20 protein-coding genes and 1 tRNA gene are annotated in these 17,398 nt (G+C 45.8%); 9 read left to right on the forward strand and 12 right to left on the reverse strand.

From position 1 onward, the window contains the following. The first annotated feature begins 126 nt into the window (after window positions 1-126). On the forward strand, window positions 127-1,770 hold the full coding sequence (locus tag QUA80_RS04750; RefSeq protein WP_333421902.1) for an AAA family ATPase: 1,644 nt from the start codon (window positions 127-129) through the stop codon (window positions 1,768-1,770). Window positions 1,771-1,850: 80 nt separating this feature from the next. On the opposite strand, the gene QUA80_RS04755 is transcribed toward QUA80_RS04750, so the two are convergent. Next, window positions 1,851-2,924 carry a DUF3616 domain-containing protein gene (locus QUA80_RS04755; RefSeq protein WP_333421904.1) on the reverse strand — a complete coding sequence of 358 codons (1,074 nt, stop codon included), beginning with the start codon at window positions 2,922-2,924 and terminating at the stop codon, window positions 1,851-1,853. A gap of 503 nt (window positions 2,925-3,427) precedes the next feature. Here QUA80_RS04755 and QUA80_RS04760 point away from each other — a divergent pair. Next, window positions 3,428-4,531 (forward strand): site-2 protease family protein, encoded by a 1,104-nt coding sequence (locus QUA80_RS04760; protein WP_333421906.1) that lies wholly within the window; start codon window positions 3,428-3,430, stop codon window positions 4,529-4,531. A 175-nt stretch (window positions 4,532-4,706) separates the two neighbouring features. Then, window positions 4,707-6,098 carry a hypothetical protein gene (locus QUA80_RS04765; protein WP_333421908.1) on the forward strand — a complete coding sequence of 464 codons (1,392 nt, stop codon included), beginning with the start codon at window positions 4,707-4,709 and terminating at the stop codon, window positions 6,096-6,098. A 17-nt stretch (window positions 6,099-6,115) separates the two neighbouring features. On the opposite strand, the gene QUA80_RS04770 is transcribed toward QUA80_RS04765, so the two are convergent. From QUA80_RS04770 to QUA80_RS04805, 8 genes are all read right to left on the reverse strand, one after another. Continuing rightward, window positions 6,116-6,247 carry a hypothetical protein gene (locus QUA80_RS04770; RefSeq protein WP_333421910.1) on the reverse strand — a complete coding sequence of 44 codons (132 nt, stop codon included), beginning with the start codon at window positions 6,245-6,247 and terminating at the stop codon, window positions 6,116-6,118. A gap of 108 nt (window positions 6,248-6,355) precedes the next feature. Beyond that, on the reverse strand, window positions 6,356-6,517 hold the full coding sequence (locus QUA80_RS04775; RefSeq protein ID WP_333421912.1) for a hypothetical protein: 162 nt from the start codon (window positions 6,515-6,517) through the stop codon (window positions 6,356-6,358). Between the two features lie 17 nt (window positions 6,518-6,534). Next, on the reverse strand, window positions 6,535-6,759 hold the full coding sequence (locus QUA80_RS04780) for a hypothetical protein (protein ID WP_333421914.1): 225 nt from the start codon (window positions 6,757-6,759) through the stop codon (window positions 6,535-6,537). Between the two features lie 91 nt (window positions 6,760-6,850). Then, a complete protein-coding gene (locus QUA80_RS04785; protein ID WP_333421916.1) occupies window positions 6,851-7,114 on the reverse strand; it encodes a hypothetical protein in 264 nt (87 codons plus the stop codon). A gap of 111 nt (window positions 7,115-7,225) precedes the next feature. Beyond that, a complete protein-coding gene (locus tag QUA80_RS04790; protein ID WP_333421918.1) occupies window positions 7,226-7,450 on the reverse strand; it encodes a hypothetical protein in 225 nt (74 codons plus the stop codon). A 377-nt stretch (window positions 7,451-7,827) separates the two neighbouring features. Beyond that, window positions 7,828-8,010: a hypothetical protein gene (locus QUA80_RS04795; protein ID WP_333421920.1), complete on the reverse strand. Its 183-nt coding sequence runs from the start codon at window positions 8,008-8,010 to the stop codon at window positions 7,828-7,830. A gap of 408 nt (window positions 8,011-8,418) precedes the next feature. After that, window positions 8,419-8,577 (reverse strand): hypothetical protein, encoded by a 159-nt coding sequence (locus QUA80_RS04800; RefSeq protein ID WP_333421922.1) that lies wholly within the window; start codon window positions 8,575-8,577, stop codon window positions 8,419-8,421. A 121-nt stretch (window positions 8,578-8,698) separates the two neighbouring features. Then, window positions 8,699-9,088 (reverse strand): AbrB family transcriptional regulator, encoded by a 390-nt coding sequence (locus QUA80_RS04805; protein WP_333060228.1) that lies wholly within the window; start codon window positions 9,086-9,088, stop codon window positions 8,699-8,701. A 265-nt stretch (window positions 9,089-9,353) separates the two neighbouring features. Here QUA80_RS04805 and QUA80_RS04810 point away from each other — a divergent pair, with 265 nt between their 5' ends. The 3 genes from QUA80_RS04810 (at window position 9,354) to pyrR (ending at window position 12,367) form a co-directional block, all read left to right on the forward strand. After that, the gene (locus QUA80_RS04810; RefSeq protein ID WP_333421924.1) at window positions 9,354-9,797 is read left to right on the forward strand and encodes an Rrf2 family transcriptional regulator; all 444 of its coding nucleotides are present in this window, start codon (window positions 9,354-9,356) and stop codon (window positions 9,795-9,797) included. Window positions 9,798-10,484: 687 nt separating this feature from the next. Further along, the gene (gene cbiB, locus QUA80_RS04820; protein ID WP_333422032.1) at window positions 10,485-11,564 is read left to right on the forward strand and encodes an adenosylcobinamide-phosphate synthase CbiB; all 1,080 of its coding nucleotides are present in this window, start codon (window positions 10,485-10,487) and stop codon (window positions 11,562-11,564) included. A gap of 269 nt (window positions 11,565-11,833) precedes the next feature. Then, window positions 11,834-12,367 carry a bifunctional pyr operon transcriptional regulator/uracil phosphoribosyltransferase PyrR gene (gene pyrR, locus QUA80_RS04825; RefSeq protein ID WP_333421926.1) on the forward strand — a complete coding sequence of 178 codons (534 nt, stop codon included), beginning with the start codon at window positions 11,834-11,836 and terminating at the stop codon, window positions 12,365-12,367. 262 nt (window positions 12,368-12,629) lie between these two features. Here pyrR and QUA80_RS04830 read toward each other — a convergent pair. Beyond that, window positions 12,630-12,702 (reverse strand) — tRNA-Ile (locus tag QUA80_RS04830). Between the two features lie 186 nt (window positions 12,703-12,888). Between QUA80_RS04830 and QUA80_RS04835 the strand changes: the two genes are divergently transcribed. Both QUA80_RS04835 and QUA80_RS04840 read left to right on the forward strand, forming a co-directional pair. Beyond that, complete coding sequence (locus QUA80_RS04835; RefSeq protein ID WP_333421928.1) at window positions 12,889-13,581, forward strand: hypothetical protein; 693 nt, start codon at window positions 12,889-12,891, stop codon at window positions 13,579-13,581. 67 nt (window positions 13,582-13,648) lie between these two features. Next, entirely contained in the window at window positions 13,649-15,100 is a 1,452-nt protein-coding gene (locus QUA80_RS04840) for a hemolysin family protein (RefSeq protein ID WP_445302202.1), read from the forward strand. A gap of 33 nt (window positions 15,101-15,133) precedes the next feature. On the opposite strand, the gene QUA80_RS04845 is transcribed toward QUA80_RS04840, so the two are convergent. Next, complete coding sequence (locus QUA80_RS04845) at window positions 15,134-15,748, reverse strand: hypothetical protein (protein ID WP_333421929.1); 615 nt, start codon at window positions 15,746-15,748, stop codon at window positions 15,134-15,136. 45 nt (window positions 15,749-15,793) lie between these two features. Beyond that, on the reverse strand, window positions 15,794-16,522 hold the full coding sequence (locus tag QUA80_RS04850) for a hypothetical protein (protein ID WP_333421931.1): 729 nt from the start codon (window positions 16,520-16,522) through the stop codon (window positions 15,794-15,796). 186 nt (window positions 16,523-16,708) lie between these two features. Here QUA80_RS04850 and QUA80_RS04855 point away from each other — a divergent pair, with 186 nt between their 5' ends. After that, complete coding sequence (locus QUA80_RS04855) at window positions 16,709-17,221, forward strand: tetratricopeptide repeat protein (RefSeq protein ID WP_333421933.1); 513 nt, start codon at window positions 16,709-16,711, stop codon at window positions 17,219-17,221. Window positions 17,222-17,398: the final 177 nt, after the last annotated feature.

Below are 17,398 nucleotides of genomic sequence, written 5' to 3' on the forward strand. Positions count from 1 at the left end.
AAGTTGTTAAGAACTCAAGTTCTTAGTACAAACCTGTAGTTCGGTTAATTTTTTTTAAGGACTAAAGTCCTGACTGCCAACACAATATTTAATAAAGTTTAATTTATCTCTAAAATATCAAATAAAATGACAGAATCTTCCTCCATACCTAGAAAAATTGATGCCGTCAAGGGCAGTCAAAATAACCCTTTCGAGGCACTGGTAAAGCGACTAGATTTGATGATTCGCGCCCGCTATTCGCTGCTGTACATTGTCGGCGCGGAGGAGGAACCGATCGAGGCTGTAATTGCCCGAGTAGCGCTGCAAGTAACTCCCGCGCGCCGAGTATTGTTGTGGGATCTCGTGCGGGGCTGGGAGGATAACGGTTCTGGGAAAGGTTCGGTAATGGCCGCGCTCGATCGCGTCAGCAAGACTGTTGTAGAAGAATATACCATATTTGTACTGCGGGATTTGCACCCAATTTTGAAATATCCATACAGCGAAAAAAACGCGGCGGTAGTGCGAGAATTGCGGAATTTAACGCGGGAATTGAAGCGCAGCAAAAAAACTATAGTTCTTACTTCTCACACGCTGGAATTGCCGGAGGAATTGAAAGAAGAAGTCACAGTTATTGATTTTCCTTTACCCAACGTGAAAGAAATCGACAGCTTAATTTCCCACGTTGTAGAAAAGCCACAACAGTTGCAAGTTAGCGGTTTAGCAAGGGAACAGTTGGTTAAAGCTTGTCAGGGTTTGAGTCGGGCTAGAATCGGGCGGGTTTTGGCTAAAGCTTTGGCCGCCAAACAGCAAATTAACGAGTCAGATATTGACGGAGTTTTGGAGGAAAAACAGCAAGCAATTCGCCAAACGGGCATTTTGGAGTTTTTTAACTCCAGAGAATCCCTAAAAAGTGTGGGCGGATTGGAGAATTTGAAACAGTGGGTAAAGATGCGGCAAGATGCTTTTACTGACGAAGCGCGCCGCTACGGTATACCGAATCCGAAAGGAGTTTTGTTAGTAGGAATTCAAGGAACGGGCAAATCTTTATCTGCGAAAACTATTGCTTGCGAATGGCGTTTGCCGCTGCTGCGGTTGGATACTGGGAGATTGTTTGGCGGCGTGGTCGGGGAAAGCGAAAGCCGCGTCAGGCAAATGATACAATTAGCAGAGGCGATCGCACCTTGCGTTTTGTGGATCGATGAAATAGATAAAGCCTTCGGCAACATTATCAGCGGCAGCGACGGCGATTCGGGAACTTCGCGACGGGTATTCGGCAGTTTGATAACTTGGATGCAGGAAAAAACCAGTCCGGTGTTTATTGTCGCAACTGCAAATAACGTGCGGATTTTGCCGGCAGAGTTGCTCAGAAAAGGCAGGTTTGATGAAATTTTCTTTTTGAATTTGCCCTCAGAATCGGAACGGCAAGATATCTTTAAAGTGCATTTGCAGCGTTTGCGGCCGACTAGATTGCGGGAGTTTGACTTGGGGGTTTTGGCGAAGTGCGCTGAGAATTTTAGCGGTGCAGAAATCGAGCAAGTTGTAATTGACGGATTGTACCGGGCTTTTGGCACTTTTGTCAACGGACAGCGCCGGGATTTAATGACTGAGGATATTTTAAGGTCGATCGAGGATACAGTACCTTTAGCTGCGATCGCGCGATCGCAAATTGAAGATTTGAAACGGTGGGCGGCGGAAGCCGGCGCGAGAACAGCATCTAACGATACTCACTTAATTGATGAATTGAAACGCTACAGCCAGCGGCGGGGAATGGATGCGATCGACGACAATTAACTTAATTTCCCATCTGTTTGCAGTCAGGACTTTAGTCCTTATTCCTGATTCACCAAAACTTGCTCGGACTAAATTCCTCACTACAAACCCAACCTAAAAATATCCGCATAAATAGAATTTCCCTCAACCATTCTCCCCGCATCCGGCGAATCGTAAACCACCAACAGCGAATTCTGCCCCCCCAAATACGGAAACAGCGACAACCCCTCAGCATTGTCCGCACCAACCTTAAAAGGCAAGTCAAACAATACCTCCAAACCTACCCCATCTTGTCGAGTAATACTGTCGCCCGATCTCCCTAAAATTCCCTTTAACCGACAAACCCTCATCTCCCCAGATAAAGTCATCGTCGGCCCGGCTAAAACCATCAAATCTTCCCCGTTCCAGCACAATTCTCGCACGCCCAGACCGTTCAAATCAACAAAATGTTTGTTGTACAATTTCCCTCCTTCCCCAATCGCCTTAAGCCTTAAAACTCCCGCTTGGGCCTCTTCAACTTCTATCTCTAAAATTATCGCCCAACCCCGCAGCACCGGCCCCCGCAAACCCAGAAAAATGCGATCGCCGCGCACCGCCAACCCTTCAATATCAAAGCCATTTTCTTTGCTCGGAATCGGCACAGATAAATATAGACCGAGGTGGCTGTCATCTTTGAGCGCGTCTGTCAGCAAATTGCCCGTTTCTGTCCGCTGAAGGCATCCAACTTTCTGTTCCCTTTGATTGTCTGGATCGGAAATTGACTCGCACAAAATCCCGTCTTTCATAGGAATGCGCGCCAGCAAATAGCGGTTGACTTCTGTCTCTATTCGTGCTAATCTTTCAATGTCTTTTTCGGGGTCTTTGCCTTTAGCTTTTTTGCGTTTGGTGCTGTGAGAACCCACCACCCAAAGGTAATCGTCGCTGAAATCAATTCCTTCAATATCGATTTCGGATTCTCCCGAAAGTTGGAGAAAATCTGCGATCGCAAATCTTTGATGTTCTCCAAAAATATGAGGCGCGACAGGCGACAACCGCTCGATCGAAGTCGTTTCATCGGAACCCAGCCACAAATGACCATCGGGAGTGAAAGCAACAGCGGATAAGTCTGTAATAATATCAGCGACTTCGCTGTTGAATTGCAGCAGCAGCCGACCGAGCAAAAAAGATTCTGGCATAATTATTAGCATCAAAACTATTGTTACGGTCAGTCATTATAGCTAAACTGGCTTGAAACTCCTAAGTTGCCACAGGTCTAATAGTCCATCGGCGACTTAATTCTCCGTCTCAAAGCTTGCATTCGTTTAAAACTAAGATGTTGCACCATTCTCCATCAGGCTTTTATGGGCGGGCTCGCGTGCCCAACCCCTACTCCCCACAATAAAATTTAATTCTCGCTTCACAGGCCCGAAAGCCTGTTCGTGACACAGGTGCAAGATTTGAGTTAAAACCGACTGAAAACTAAAAAAGATATCCTCCTCAAGCCTCATACCGAGGAATTCCGCTTTGAGACAGGAGTTTTTACCCCTGGTGGCCCCAACCGCAGCCGGCGGTGATTAGCAAACCGAACCTCCACAGACGGATAACACCCTAATTGAAGCATTAACATTGCCGTTACGTTTCGTTACGATAAGGAAACAGAGAGAAAAACCTCTCCTTCATAAAATCAGAGGTAGCCATTATGAACGGTACATTTCGCGTCGGCAACCTGTTTGGGATTCCCTTCTTTGTCAACGCATCTTGGTTTCTAGTTCTGGGTTTAGTAACCTGGCAGTACGGCGGTGCATTAGCTGCCCTGTTTCCCGCATTGGGCCCCGTAGCGCCCTGGATGCTGGGATTATTCACAGCGTTGCTGTTATTTGCTTCCGTCTTAGCCCACGAATTAGGACACAGTTGGGTAGCCATCAAACAGGGAATTGGCGTGAAATCAATTTCGCTATTTCTGTTTGGCGGACTGGCTAATTTGGAAAGAGAATCCAAAACGCCAGCCGAAGCATTTTGGGTAGCCATTGCAGGCCCGTTGGTCAGCTTATTGTTATCCGGTTTGTTAGCAGCAATAGGTATCGGTGCCGGTCTCACAGGCCCCGCAGCCGCCATCGTCGGACTTTTAGCTTCCATCAACTTAGCTTTAGCCTTATTTAACTTAATTCCCGGTTTGCCCCTCGACGGCGGCAACATCCTCAAAGCAATCGTCTGGAAAATTACCGGCAACCCTTACAAAGGCGTAATTTTTGCCAGCCGCGTCGGTCAAATAATTGGTTGGATCGCCATCGGTACAGGCATCTTCGGCAATATTTGGAATCTAGTAATCGGTTGGTTCTTGCTGCAAAATGCCGGTCAATCTGCCCAATATGCCACAGTCCAAAATGAACTGGCAGGCCTGACAGCCGCAGATGCTTTGACCCCCGAAAGCCCGATCGTCTCCCAAGACTTGTCCCTCAGAGAATTTGCCAACAATTACGTGATCGGTAAGGCTCAAACATGGCGCAGGTTCTTAGTTACCGACGATGCGGGACAATTGGTAGGGGCGATCGACCTAGACGACCTCAAAACCATTCCTACCGGAACCTGGCCCGAAGTTTTAGTTAAAGAACTTCTGAAGCCGATCGAATTTTCCACAACAGTCAAACCAGAATTATCTCTCCTCGAAGTCGTCACCCTTCTGGAACAGCTAAAAGTACAAGAACTCCCCGTCATTCGGGAAAACGGTGTCCTCGTCGGACTTGTAGAAAAAGCTGAAATTGCCCGCCTGCTGCAAAAACGAGCCCAAGCTAACCCTGCTTGATATCCTCAGATACTTGACAAATAATAGTTAACCCCCTCGATTTCCCCTTACCAAAAGGGCGATCGGGGGGATTAACTGTTTTAGCTGCACAAAAGTCCAGTCAAACACTAAATTATTCGCTACAAATCAAGGATCGTAACTATAATAGTTTATCGATCATCTGAGCGAGGACGCTATGCCATCTCAGCACTTTTCCTCTCAATCCGAAACCACAGAGTCAAAAGTTCTCCCTGCTCTCACAAACCATATATTGCCCGACGCGATCGCGCCTCAACCAACCGCTCAATTAAACAATGCAGAGCTGACTGTTTCAGCATCTCAAGAGATCGTTTACAAATTTTTTATATATCACATCAAAAACTCGACAGCCGAAATAGTTTTGCAGCAATTTAAAAAAATATTTATCCACCTGATTCCTCCAGCCAACCCCAAATTAATTCAAGCTTTACACGCAATAATTGAATTTGACAGTCAACTAGAATTTAACAACTTATTTAAACGCTGCTGTTACATCTTATTAAATAACTGGATCACTCAGAGACAATACCAACTTGCTCGCGACTTAATTAAAATTATTAGCGAGAGAACCTTTAGCGAACCAGACCCGGACAATTGTCTCAAAATACTGAGAGTGTGGCTGACCAATTTTCTCAGCACCAAAGACTATGAAGACCTCAAGTTATTTGTATTAAAGTACGCGGACTACCAGCCGCTACAAAATCACTGGACTTCTCGCTATCAGCCTTATTTGCTAGCAGCTCAATATCTAGATGCTAACAACGCCCCCGAAGAACGCCAAACTGCCAGAGTATTGTCGCAGCAGCTCAAAGAAAAGTATAAGTTTGACCTAGCAATGTATACCTCTCGCTCTCAGTCTGCCGCATCTCAATTAAAAAATTATCATAATCCCACACTTTTAGGAGATGAAGCCCTGCGTTTAATCAAACTAATTTTAGTCAATCGAGGAGCCTTCAGTTATCGCAGCTTAGCAAATATTTTTCTTAGTCAGAGTCAAAATATTACCTACAAGCAGTTTAAGGAATCTCTAATTAAGTATTTATTTGATTACCAAGGGAAATTTTTACGTACAGATATTTACCAAGCAAAAATAATTAATCTTTTAGAGATGTTTCATCCAGAAAATGACGAAGAAATTTTGAAGAGCGGCCTGCATCTAAGAACTTGCAATTATCTAATTAAATGTTTGACTGTGGAAACTTTCGGGGAACCAACAGCCTTATTTCTACTGTTTGCCACTCAACTAAATCCTTTAACACTAGCAATACTAATTCTCAAAATAATTTTGATTTCACCGCATTCCCGAACCTACTTTGAACTTTGTTGTGCTCGATTAATTCAATACTATCAAGATAACTCGGATACTGAATGTCAGTGGCTGATTAATTTTTTAGAAGTTAGCCAAATTTCTCTAACTATTTATGGAGAAAATGTTCAGTATAATTTAGTGAATATGTCAGACAAGCATGAAGAAGAACAGTTGTTTATTGACCTCAAAAACTGTCGAGTTTTTTCTCAACACAAACAACTCAGAAAAGATAAAGATTAGTCATCAGTCATCAGTCATTAGTCATTAGCTGCGCCTTTCGCACCCGACAGCAAATTTATAGGGTAAGCTGTACTGCTAAATTGTATGTTGAGGGCGGGATTTACTGCCAAACCCCTACTCCCCACAAAAGTGAAATTTTCTTTTACCATGCAATTTAAATGCGGATTAGCTTATGTAAACTTCTCCGGGAACATTGTTCGCTAATTTATATAAGTTCGATCGGCTTGTGCTAGCTCTTGTGCGTTAGCATCGGGCATTTATCCCCTACCCACTATTTGCTCTCCCGCCGCCTTCATGAAAATAAATGCGCCGCCCGGAATCATCGCGGATACTCCAACCGGCAAATTTTCTACCAGTTGGGCAAATTTTTCTTCACTTTCTGCCCAAGCTGGAACAAACTTTTTCAGTTGAGGTGCCATCTCGTTGAAAGACTGCGCTAATTCGCCGACTCGATCCTACTGACAGCAACAGCGCGATCGAACTCTCTGGCGGCGATATCTTTAACTGCTTCGTTGAGTCGCAGCGGTAGCGTTACGCACCTAGCTGTCAGCACTCCAACAATTGTCTCTAGCAGCAGCACCGCCACACAAACTAAAATTTTAGGGCGGGTATTTGTGTTAATTTCCGCCATGAAATCGGATTCGGAAACTGCGATCGCCATCAGCCAGTTTCAACCGTAACTATCCGAAAACAGCAGCACTTCCACAAAATTTTCTTGCCCGTCTCGCCTAAATTTCAGTTGCTGCTGCTGCTCAATCTCGCCACAACCCCCGAAGCGATCGTACAAATACTCGGTTGCGCTGCCAAGGACGGGAGTTTGGCTCTCTAAAATATTCAGTCAATAGCGGTTGCTGCTTTCCCGACATCTTTCTAAAGGGTGATTCTTGACTCAAACTGGCAATCAGCAAGCGCGATCGTTCGATCGCGAAAATTTGTCCCGTTTTGCTAAACTTGATGCGATGGAGATATTGCTGAAACTCCGAGAGCAAAAAATCTACGGCACTAACTCCCAGCAATTTACCATTTCGATCGCGACTCGGTTGGCTGGCAGCAATAAAAACAGTCCCGGGAGTAAAACCCGGATAAATACTCGTCCAAATCGGTTTGTTAGCTGCGACAGCTTCTTTTTACCAGGGGCGCAGGCGGGCATCGCAGGTTCCGGCTTCTGCGTTTAATTTGGCCGTGCCAGTGCCTCTTTTGTCTGTAGCGAAGTAAATTTGCTGAGAGTTGGTAGACTCGTTAGCTGCGAGAATTTGCAAGCTGTTGTCGTGAGGGTGGCGGCCAATGCCGAGATATTCTCCTGATTTTTCAGCACCGAAGGATATCCACTGAATGCTTTTAAACGATCGCATTTGCTGCCAGACAAACTTGTCTCCCCGAGGATGGAGCCTTTCTAATTTTAACAGGACTTACGCATCCGGGTCGGTGAAACCCGGTTTTTTACCGAATCTGGGGTCTACAACGCGCGTTTTCGTAAAAAAAAAACCCGGTTTCTAAACGATCGTGCGTCCAGGACTATTTAAGTTTAATTGACCGCAGTCGATCGATTCAGCGTTAAGTTGATTTACTCAGTGGGTATTTTCAACAACAGCAGTTAGCTTTTTTTCAACTCTCTTCCCCATCTCCGCGATCGATTTCTGGGCGCACTCTTCCACTACGACAGTCATGGACGCACGCTTCCCAAAACAACCCGGTTTCTCGCTGTCGCGATCGAGCCTATATGACCGAATTACGTGCAGAGACCGGGTTGTTGCATCCACGTCTGTACTATTTGTCTGTTGCGAAACGACAGATACCCGACAATCCCGCCTGCTGCGACGATTTGCAGCACAAAAGAGGCAACTAGAAGGCGACGCAGGGGGATTTTTGGTTGCTGTTGAGAAGTTTTGCTCGCCCATCCCGGCAACGGCATAGGTTGGTGACTAATTGCTTCCTAATACTTTAACTGTTCCAGCCTGTAATTTCACTTACGGGCGATCGAGGCTGTTTGCTTGCCCTCAAAATAACTCCCACACACAAATCACGAGCAAGCACGAGACTTATACAATTTTAGATTTTAGATTTTAGATTTTAGGTTAAATAATTGGGGATGAATGATCGAGCTCGTGCTTTGGAGCTTAGCTACAGTGGCATTCTTTTTTTCAACTGGTATTACGCACTGTTAGCTGAGAATACCTCCGCCATTTTCTTGGTAGGTTGGGTTGCCTACCTCAACCAAACCTAATTCTTCCTTCAAACCTCTTCGGTTCATCCGTTACATCCCTTCAATCCCGTACACAATCGGCTGCCAAACATCCATCCGTTATATCTGTTAAATCCCCTACACCATACTTTGCCTAACTTCTCTCTCTTTAACAGCTACGCGGAAAATCCCCCGCTTGTCCAAACGGATATAGCGAGGGGCGAGAATAGGTATTCTCGGAAAATATAAAGTGGTGGCAGTGGCTTTTGTCCAGCCATTGCCATCTATAGAAGCCATACTGTTTTAGGCTCACAGAAAGATTTCAGAGCCAACTCTCTGCTTGCAGTCAATGCTTGAAGTCAAACCAACCAGTTCAAGCAAGAAGTTCAAGCAAGAAGTCAAAGCAAGTGGTAAAGGCCTAGGCTACTTCTTCTTCTCGATCGATTTGGCGCAGGTGAATGTGCTTGCGTCCCAGAGAGATTTCAAATTCATCTCCCGGCTGGAGTTCCATTTGTTTGGTGTAGGCAGCTCCAATCAGTAAGTTGCCGTTAGATTGAACGCTAATCCGATAGCTGGCAGAGCGTCCGCCGCGTCCGTTGCCGTTTTGCTTCCCGTCTAGCTGAATGCCTTCTGCATCAATCAGCGCATTCAGGAATTTCATCATGTTGACCCGTTCTACGCCATTCTTGGTAACGGTATAGTAGCCACAGGCTCTAGCTTTTTCTTCCTTGGTAAGGTTCTCTAGGTCTTTGACCTTTTTGATCAGATCTTCGCCTTCAAGGGGTTCGATATTTTTCTTTTTAGCCATTTACTGAGTCCTGAAATATTCAACTGGTGTACGGATTTTTTCTCGGTTGGTTTTTGGTTGGACCAAGAAACTTTAGCTTTATAGCTGGTCGTAAAACCATATTACACCGATCGGCTCAATTGTTAACCACTATTATCTAAATATTTTTAACAACCTGCTGTCTTTCTTGAGGAGTAGCTCGAGCCGGTGCGAGCAATCTCTAAACTCGGTAGCATAAGCTATCAGCTATCAGCTAGCTAAATATTTGCCCCGCTCTTAAAATCCCATGAAGTTAACCACACGCGGACACTACAGTGTCAAAGCATTACTGGATCTAAGTTTGCAACCTCGCTTTGGCCCGACATCGGTGAAATCGATAGCGAAGCGACAGGAGTTACCGGCTCCTTATCTAGAAAAATTGCTGATTGAAATGCGACGAGCCGGTTTAGTCCAATCAGTTCGGGGTTCCCAAGGAGGATATCAATTAGCCCGCGAGCCCGCTCAAATCTCTTTAGGACAAATCTTAGAGGCTGTAGGTGAAACTATTGAACCTTTACCTCGACATTTTCCCGACGCGACGCAAGCAGAGGACTGGGTAACATTCAGTTTGTGGAACCGATTGCACAAAAAACTTGCCGAAGCGCTGTACAGTATTTCCCTCGAAGACTTATACTATGATGTCCGCAGTTGGCAAGCGGCTCTTGGGGAAGAAACTAGCTTTATCATTTAAATGGTAAGTTCATTCATGCGATCGGCAGCAAGCACACATGGACGCAACACTTGTTACCTACTTTGGAGGCACACGCTGCGGTGCTGTCCGCTTCCTTGTCGCCGTTGACAAACACGAAGCATCTGATTGCAACTGCTCTATCTGTAAAAAGAAGGGATTTTTGCACCTCATTGTGCAGCCGGAACGTTTTACCTTGCGAGCGTGGCGAAGATGTTTTGACAACCTATACATTTAATACAGGAACTGCTCAACATACTTTCTGCCGAATTTGCGACATTCACTCGTTCTATCGCCCCCGATCGCATCCCGATCATTCGCTCTGTTGACTCAGATGCCATCGAACACTTTCAGATCCTACCCTTTGACGGTGTTAATTGGGAGGAGAACGTACACTTGCTGCGCGACGAAAGTAATCTCAGCAGTTAAAATTGCCTCTCAAAAATTACAGTCCCTAAAGGCAGCAGCAGTTAAAACCTGCGCTACCATTGCGAGCGCTCCTGCTCTAACAATCAAGCAAGATGGTTCGGGCCCCCGGATTCATCCGTGGAGCGAGAAAACAGCTCCTCGCTCCCCATCGCCAGCCCCCGGATCGATGGGTGGGGTCGCTTTCTTCAATTCTTTAATCTAAAATCTAAAATCTAAAATCTAAAATCGATTGACGGACTATCAAGTTTGACACAATATATAATGATGCCGGATGAATTTCCTGTTGTGATTTTAGCTGCGGTGTTGGATTATTCGATCGGCGATCCTTGGGGTTGGCCGCATCCCGTGCAGGCGATGGGTTGGGCGATCGACAGCTATACTCGACTTGTCTTTAATATATGGAATAATCCCGCAGGCAAAATGCCTGAAGCAGGCGATCGTCCCGCTGGCGATCGGCCCAAACTGCTGCTACGATGTGCTGGTACAATACTAGCGATCGGGCTGATTCTAGGCAGTTATACTGTCAGTTGGTCGATCGTCCAAGCTGCTAGTTGGGTGCATCCTCTTTTAGGTATTGCCATACAGACCATTTTGCTGGCAAGCTGTTTTGCAGGTCGCAGTTTGAGGGCGGCTGCGGAGGATGTGCTAGCACCTTTAAATGTTGGAGATTTAGTCAAGGCGCGAGAACGGTTGAGCCTTTACGTCGGCCGGGATACCGAAAACTTATCGGAGCCTGAAATTCTGCGAGCATTGTTAGAAACTGTAACCGAGAATGCAGTTGATGGCGTGACAGCACCGCTATTTTATGCCTTACTTGGGTTCGCTCTGCCGCATCTATTATTAAGTGTTACCGCTCGGCCGATCGATCCTAACTCGATGTGGGTGAGTGCTATAGTCCCCTTGACGATCGCTTACAAAGCAGCCAGCACATTAGATTCTACGATCGGCTACAAAGAAGCGCCCTACACTGATTTAGGATGGTTTAGCGCCAAACTAGAAGACGTGCTGACTTGGATTCCTTGTCGGCTAACAGTGATTACTTTAGCCCTTATATCTGGCAAACCGATTTACATTTGGCAAATTTGTCAGAGAGATGCTGTTAAAGATGCCAGTCCGAATTCCGGTTGGAGCGAGTGCGTTTACGCAGCCATCTTGGGAGTGCAACTAGGAGGTACTAATTCCTATCGCGGAGTTCTCAAACACAAACCGCTGTTAGGCGAGCCGGTTCACCCCATCACAGCGCCGCTAATTTGCCAAGCATTGCAATTAACTCGGTATTGCTTTCTGATTTGGTTGGGACTATCATTGCTTTTTTATACCTTATTATGTTTGAGCCGCTAACTAATCGCCTTACCCGAACAGTCCCGGAGGCATAAATAACGTATTTGTGTCATTGTTCGCGCTCCAAGCCTTGCAATCGCAGCATCTGCTTTTCATCCGTTCGAGGTAAGTCCAGCAGAAGACAGAGATCCGCCACCGACAGGAGTAAAAAAAAGTTTTGACCTGAGTTCAAACCCCCAGATTCATCTGTCAAGTCCATCTACAATCTCAAATCTCAAATCTCAAATTGTTCGATATGCCAACAGCCAACAATTAGCTCGCAGCAACCAATGACTAAAATTATCGAAATTTTATCGCCTGATGAAGTGAGGCGCACTCTCACCCGCGTCGCTTCCCAGATTGTAGAAAAATCAGGGAACCCCTCGGAGTTAGTGCTGTTGGGGATTCATAGTAGAGGAGTGCCTTTAGCTCAAATTTTGGCCGATCAAATTGAAGTCCTCGAACAAGTCAAAGTACCCGTGGGCGCTTTGGATATTACCTTTTACCGAGATGACTTGGATAGAGTTGCGATGCGGACACCGGCTAAAACAGAAATTCCTTTCGATTTGACGGGCAAAACCGTGGTGTTGGTAGATGATGTTATCTATAAAGGCAGAACGACTCGAGCGGCTTTGAATGCGGTAAACGATTACGGGCGGCCGGAGAAAATTTGGTTGGCGGTATTAGTCGATCGCGGCCACCGAGAAGTACCGATTCAGCCGGATTTTACAGGTAAAAAGTTGCCGACTGCAAAGGAAGAACAAGTTAAGGTTTACGTTCAAGAACTCGACGGGCGGGACGGAGTGGAGTTAATTAAGAGATAATACGATTTTAGATTTTAGATTTTAGATTTTAGATTGGGCACAAATGACTGTTAAACAAAGTCCAGCTAAATAAACTACTTAGGGTGCGCTGTAACTAGCGCGTCAAGCCAATTTTTGCGTCCATCACCGAGCAAAATACTTCGTTTCCGCCCGCTGACAACGTAAAAAACCCGGTTTATACCAGAATAGGGGCTTTTGGGTAAGCAAGCCTCTAGGAAGAAACGGGGTTTTTCGCGCGCTGAGCGTCCTAAGTTATTAAAAATCGGCAGTGCAGGAGTTGAACCTGCCTGGGGCGAATTATGAGTTCGCTGCCTAAACCGCTCGGCCAACTGCCGTTAAGTCGATTTGTTCGACCTAACTCAAAATGAATTATAACATAATTTCTCAGTCCGTGCTAGAACTAGAGAACAAAAATCAAAATCTTTAGATCTGCTGAGTCCCCGATCGCCTGTTAGCCGCTCTTAGGCAAGCCGATCGACCGGACAAAGCAGTTTCTAGGACTCGGCATAAAATTATAGGCAATGGCAGTGAATTCGACGGTAGTGCTGACTCTAGTTCTCCTGGCTCTGATGTTTGGAGCAGGCGTGACGAGTTCTGTTTGGGGATTTACTATAGGTCGCGAAGCCTTGAAAGGAACGACTCAACCCGATATTCGCCCCAGCAACAATGCTGGCAGCGGCAAGCAGGGAACTGTGGCTAGCAAAGACCAAGTGAGCATTTTGAAAGAAAAAGACATTCTCAAAACCGTCAAAGCGCGGGTAGAAGGTCGCGATCCAGAAAAAACAACGGCCGGGGCAAATACTAAAACAGACAAGGCAAGCTCTAAACCAGCCACAGCCAAAAAACCGGCTGCACAAAATGCCAGCGCCAAGTTTCCCCTGAACAGTCGCGACGGGGGAATAACCTTGGAGGTAAGCGCTGCCAGTCAGCGCAACAATTCCATGCTGCTAGACGTGAGCATGAAAAACGAAGGCTCCCAAGCTGTGAGGTTTCTCTACAGTTTCTTGAACGTCACTGACGATCGCGGCCGGGCCCTGAGCGCGACTGCGGAGGATTTGCCGGCCGAACTGCCCCCCAACGGGCAGGTGTATTACGGTACGGTGAGTATTCCCACAGCTTTGCTGGAAAATGCTAAGGAAGTTTCGCTGACGCTGACAGATTATCCAGGTCAAAAACTTCAGTTGCAAATATCTGGCATTCCAGTGGTGAAGTAAAACAAAAGGAGCAAAACCTCCAGAGGGATTCTCACGTTTGATCGAGAAAGTTGTTCTAGGGAGCGTTGTGTCACTTTTAGGGGCGAGAGTGCAGGAGATATCTGATTTACCCGCGATGACTTGGGCAGAGGTGCTGTCGCGGTTGCTGTCAGTGCTGCTGCTGATTGGGATCAATGCTTTTTTTGTGGCGGCTGAGTTTTCGATGGTGACGGTACGCCGATCGCGCATCAATCAGTTAGTGGATGCTGGCGATATTGCAGCTCTAACTGTTCAATCTTTGCAGCACAGTATCGAGCGATTGCTATCGACAATGCAGTTGGGAATCACTCTTTCTAGTTTAGCTCTCGGCTGGATTGGGGAAGATACGATCGCCGTGCTAGTCCAAGCTGCGATCGGCTGTTTGCCGCTGCCAATTTACATCAAGTCTGCGATCGCCCATTCTTTGGGCATATCAATAGTAACTTTTTTCCTGTTAGCTTACCTGCAAATCGTACTCGGCGAACTTTTCCCCAAATCTGTAGCGTTACTGTATTCCGAACAGTTGGCCAGAAGTTTAGGACCTCCGAGTTTATTGATTTCCCGTCTGTTCAATCCCTTTGTGTCGTTTCTCAATCAATCCACTCGATCGCTCTTGCGGTTTGGGGGCATCGAATACGACCTAAGACACCGACCGGTTACTCCCGAAGAACTGCAATTAATTATAGCTACTTCCAGCGAATCAAGCGGCTTGGAAGCAGAAGAGCGAGAACTGCTTAACAACGTGTTTGAATTTGGCGAAGGTTGGGTAGAAGAAGTAATGGTGCCCAGGCCTAGCATTGTCGCACTTCCCAAGACGGCAACCTTTCAAACTTTGCTCGACGAAATGGCGATTTCTCACCATTCCCGCTATCCCGTGACGGGAGATTCTTTAGACGAAATTATCGGCATTATTGGCTTCAAACAACTTGCGAAACCCCTAGCTGAAGGTTTGCTATCTCCCGACACGCCAATTTTACCTTGGATGCGTTCGGTGAGGTTTGTGCCGGAGATGATGCTGCTGGGGGAACTGCTGCCTTTGATGCAGAGTTCGTCGGAAGAAATTGCGATCGTAGTCGATGAATTTGGCGGCATTTCCGGGTTAGTGACGCTGAGGGATTTGATTGCCGAAATTATCGGCCGCAGCTACGAGTCGCCCGACAGCAAAGAAATTGCTTTGCAAGTATTGGACGATCGCACTTATTTAGTGCAAGCGCAGTTAAATGTAGATGATGTGAATCAAATATTGAATTTGGATTTGCCAGTAACTGACGAATATCAGACAATTGGAGGTTTTCTGAGTTATCAGTTGCAAAGAATGCCGGCTGCTGGGGAAGTTTGGCGGGGCGAAAATGTGGAACTTACGGTTGTTTCTGTGTCCGGGCCGCGGTTGGATCAACTTCAAATTCACTTGTTGGAAGGGGCTGCGGGCGATCGAACTTTAGATGGAATTGCAGCAGCGGATGGGGAAGTTGTGGGGAAAGGCGAAAGAATAGCGGGTTGAAAGGTGCGGCGAAAATTTCTAGTTGAGCATATTTTAGCGAATACCTAGATAATCTACTCGCTCGAAGTCGCTGCGTACTAAATCATCTAACGTCGGGCCTTTGGGGCGCAAATTAATGCGATCGCCAACCTTCACATTTTCGTAATATGCGTAGGGGATATAGATATCTTGCTCCTCCATAAAAGCGTAAGTAAAGCGAAAGGCACTGTCAATGTCCTCAGCTTTAACCTCACGAAAATCAGAGAGGAATAGGAGATCCATTTCTTCCTCAAAGTACAGCATCTCAGCAAATGCACCTCTCTCGTAGCAGTTATAACCAATATAACCGCAAGTGTCGCTGCATTTGTAGTAGATGGCGCGAGTGGATAGGAACCAGGAAAGGGTGATAGCATCTCCTTCTCCAAATACAAGGGAACCGGGATGATGATTCAGTTGCTCAACGATCGTCCAAGGATGTCCTCGGAACTGAAATACAATATAGCTTTCGGCCGTAATTTCGATTTCGCGATCGTATATATCCCGTTCCCAAACATCCGCACGTCTCGCCCTACTAAATTTTTCCGCCACTGACTCAATAGGAGCGCGAACGAGAAGTAGATTTTGGTTTCTGTCAATTGTTTCAATACCTCGGCGCTCTTCAATAGACATGATTTTCACCATTGAGTAAGCTATGAATGAGTAGATAATTAACCTTTAATTAATGAAAAGCCTTCCGGGGATTCCAGGGCCTACTGCTTCTGGAAGCGTTAGCTGGATCAAGTAGACTTCGGAATTTTTCAGGGAGGCTTCACCTAGTTGGAGCTGATTAAAGCTGCCGGGAATTTCACAACCTATAGCGTGCCAGACAGCTACACCTCTCACTGTAGCTTCTGCTATTGTAGCATTACTAATCTGCTTGATATCGGCGCTAGTGAGAAAAATGATTGCTGGTATTTTGCCTGCTGTCTTGGCAGGGCTGTTACTGAGCGCATCAATGAAACCGAGAATTTGATAATCTTGGTAATTAGGGGGGAGAAGACCTCCTTGCAGTGCCTTGGCCTCATAGAAAACGCTATCAGGATATGTTTCAGTTGGGCCTGCTGGAAAGTTTACGAACACAAGTGGAAGAACTCCATCAGGTTCTACATTTCGGATAGCACCACCTGTGGCCGCTGCCCTTGCTGGTGAAGGAAATAACCTAAAATTCTCTGGAATTGTAGTACCTGGTCTGATGGTAGCTAGTGCAAAGTTTTGAAAAGCTCGTCCAACTTGATTGATTGGTATCCCTTGACTATTGGCAAGTTGATCGAGTCTAGCTTTGGTTGCTGCTGTATGAGAAGGGTTTGCACAGAACTGAGCCTGAGCTGCACAAGTAAGTCCATTAATAGCAGTTGCTACCCCAATAAATACAGCAGTCTTTTGAACGTAGTTCGTATAGCTCAAGCTCCAATGATACTTACAAAATGATGCTTGCGAAATTGATTGCAGAGTGCGATCTATAGGATGTTACGAGCTGAGCTATTTTATTGTAAGTGATACAAATAACTTATTGCCATAACCGATGTCACATTTGGAACCAGGCAGGTATGGTAAACATCTACAATAAATAATATTGAAACAGTACCAGTAATGCTGAAACACCGCTACCTAATATCTGCTTTTTCTTCTGTCATTATTGTGTCTCTAGCTCTTTTTCAGACTGTAGCGAATGCTCAGGAAGAACCAGGGTGTTTTATACTTGATTCATCAGGTAAAGTCAATAGACTCGATCCTTTATGCAAGCGCGATGAACAGCAGAAATTAAGAAATGCTATGAAAGCTCAAGAACTTTATCAACAAGGATTCGACCTTGCTCGCAAAGGACAATATAAAGAATCAGTTGAACTTTTAACTCAAGCAATTAATCTCAATCCTAGCTTTCCAGAAGCGCATATTGTTCGCGCTGATGCTCAAACTTTATTAGGAAACCTACAGGGTGCAGCAGAAGATTTTCAGAAAGCTATAGATATCTACAGGGCTAGAGGACAATCGCAAATAGCTGATATGCTTTTAGTCCCATTGAATTCGCTGCAAAATGAAATTAGGTTTGAACAGGAAGACCAGGGTCAACCGAAAGTTGAGGATGAGCCGAAAGGTAAATAAGCACTCGGATGATTCAAAACTAATTAACAATCAATTTTTCAAATTTTAGTCATGCAGGACTTACGCATCAAAACCCAAGAAACCGGGTTTTTGGCAGCTTCTGCCATCTGTAATATATTCTTGCGAAAAAACCCGGTTTCTGACCACCCGCTGCGATGCTTAGAAACCGGGTTTTTT

Source organism: Microcoleus sp. F4-D5 (assembly GCF_036704885.1).
In the GTDB taxonomy this organism is placed as follows: domain Bacteria; phylum Cyanobacteriota; class Cyanobacteriia; order Cyanobacteriales; family Microcoleaceae; genus Microcoleus.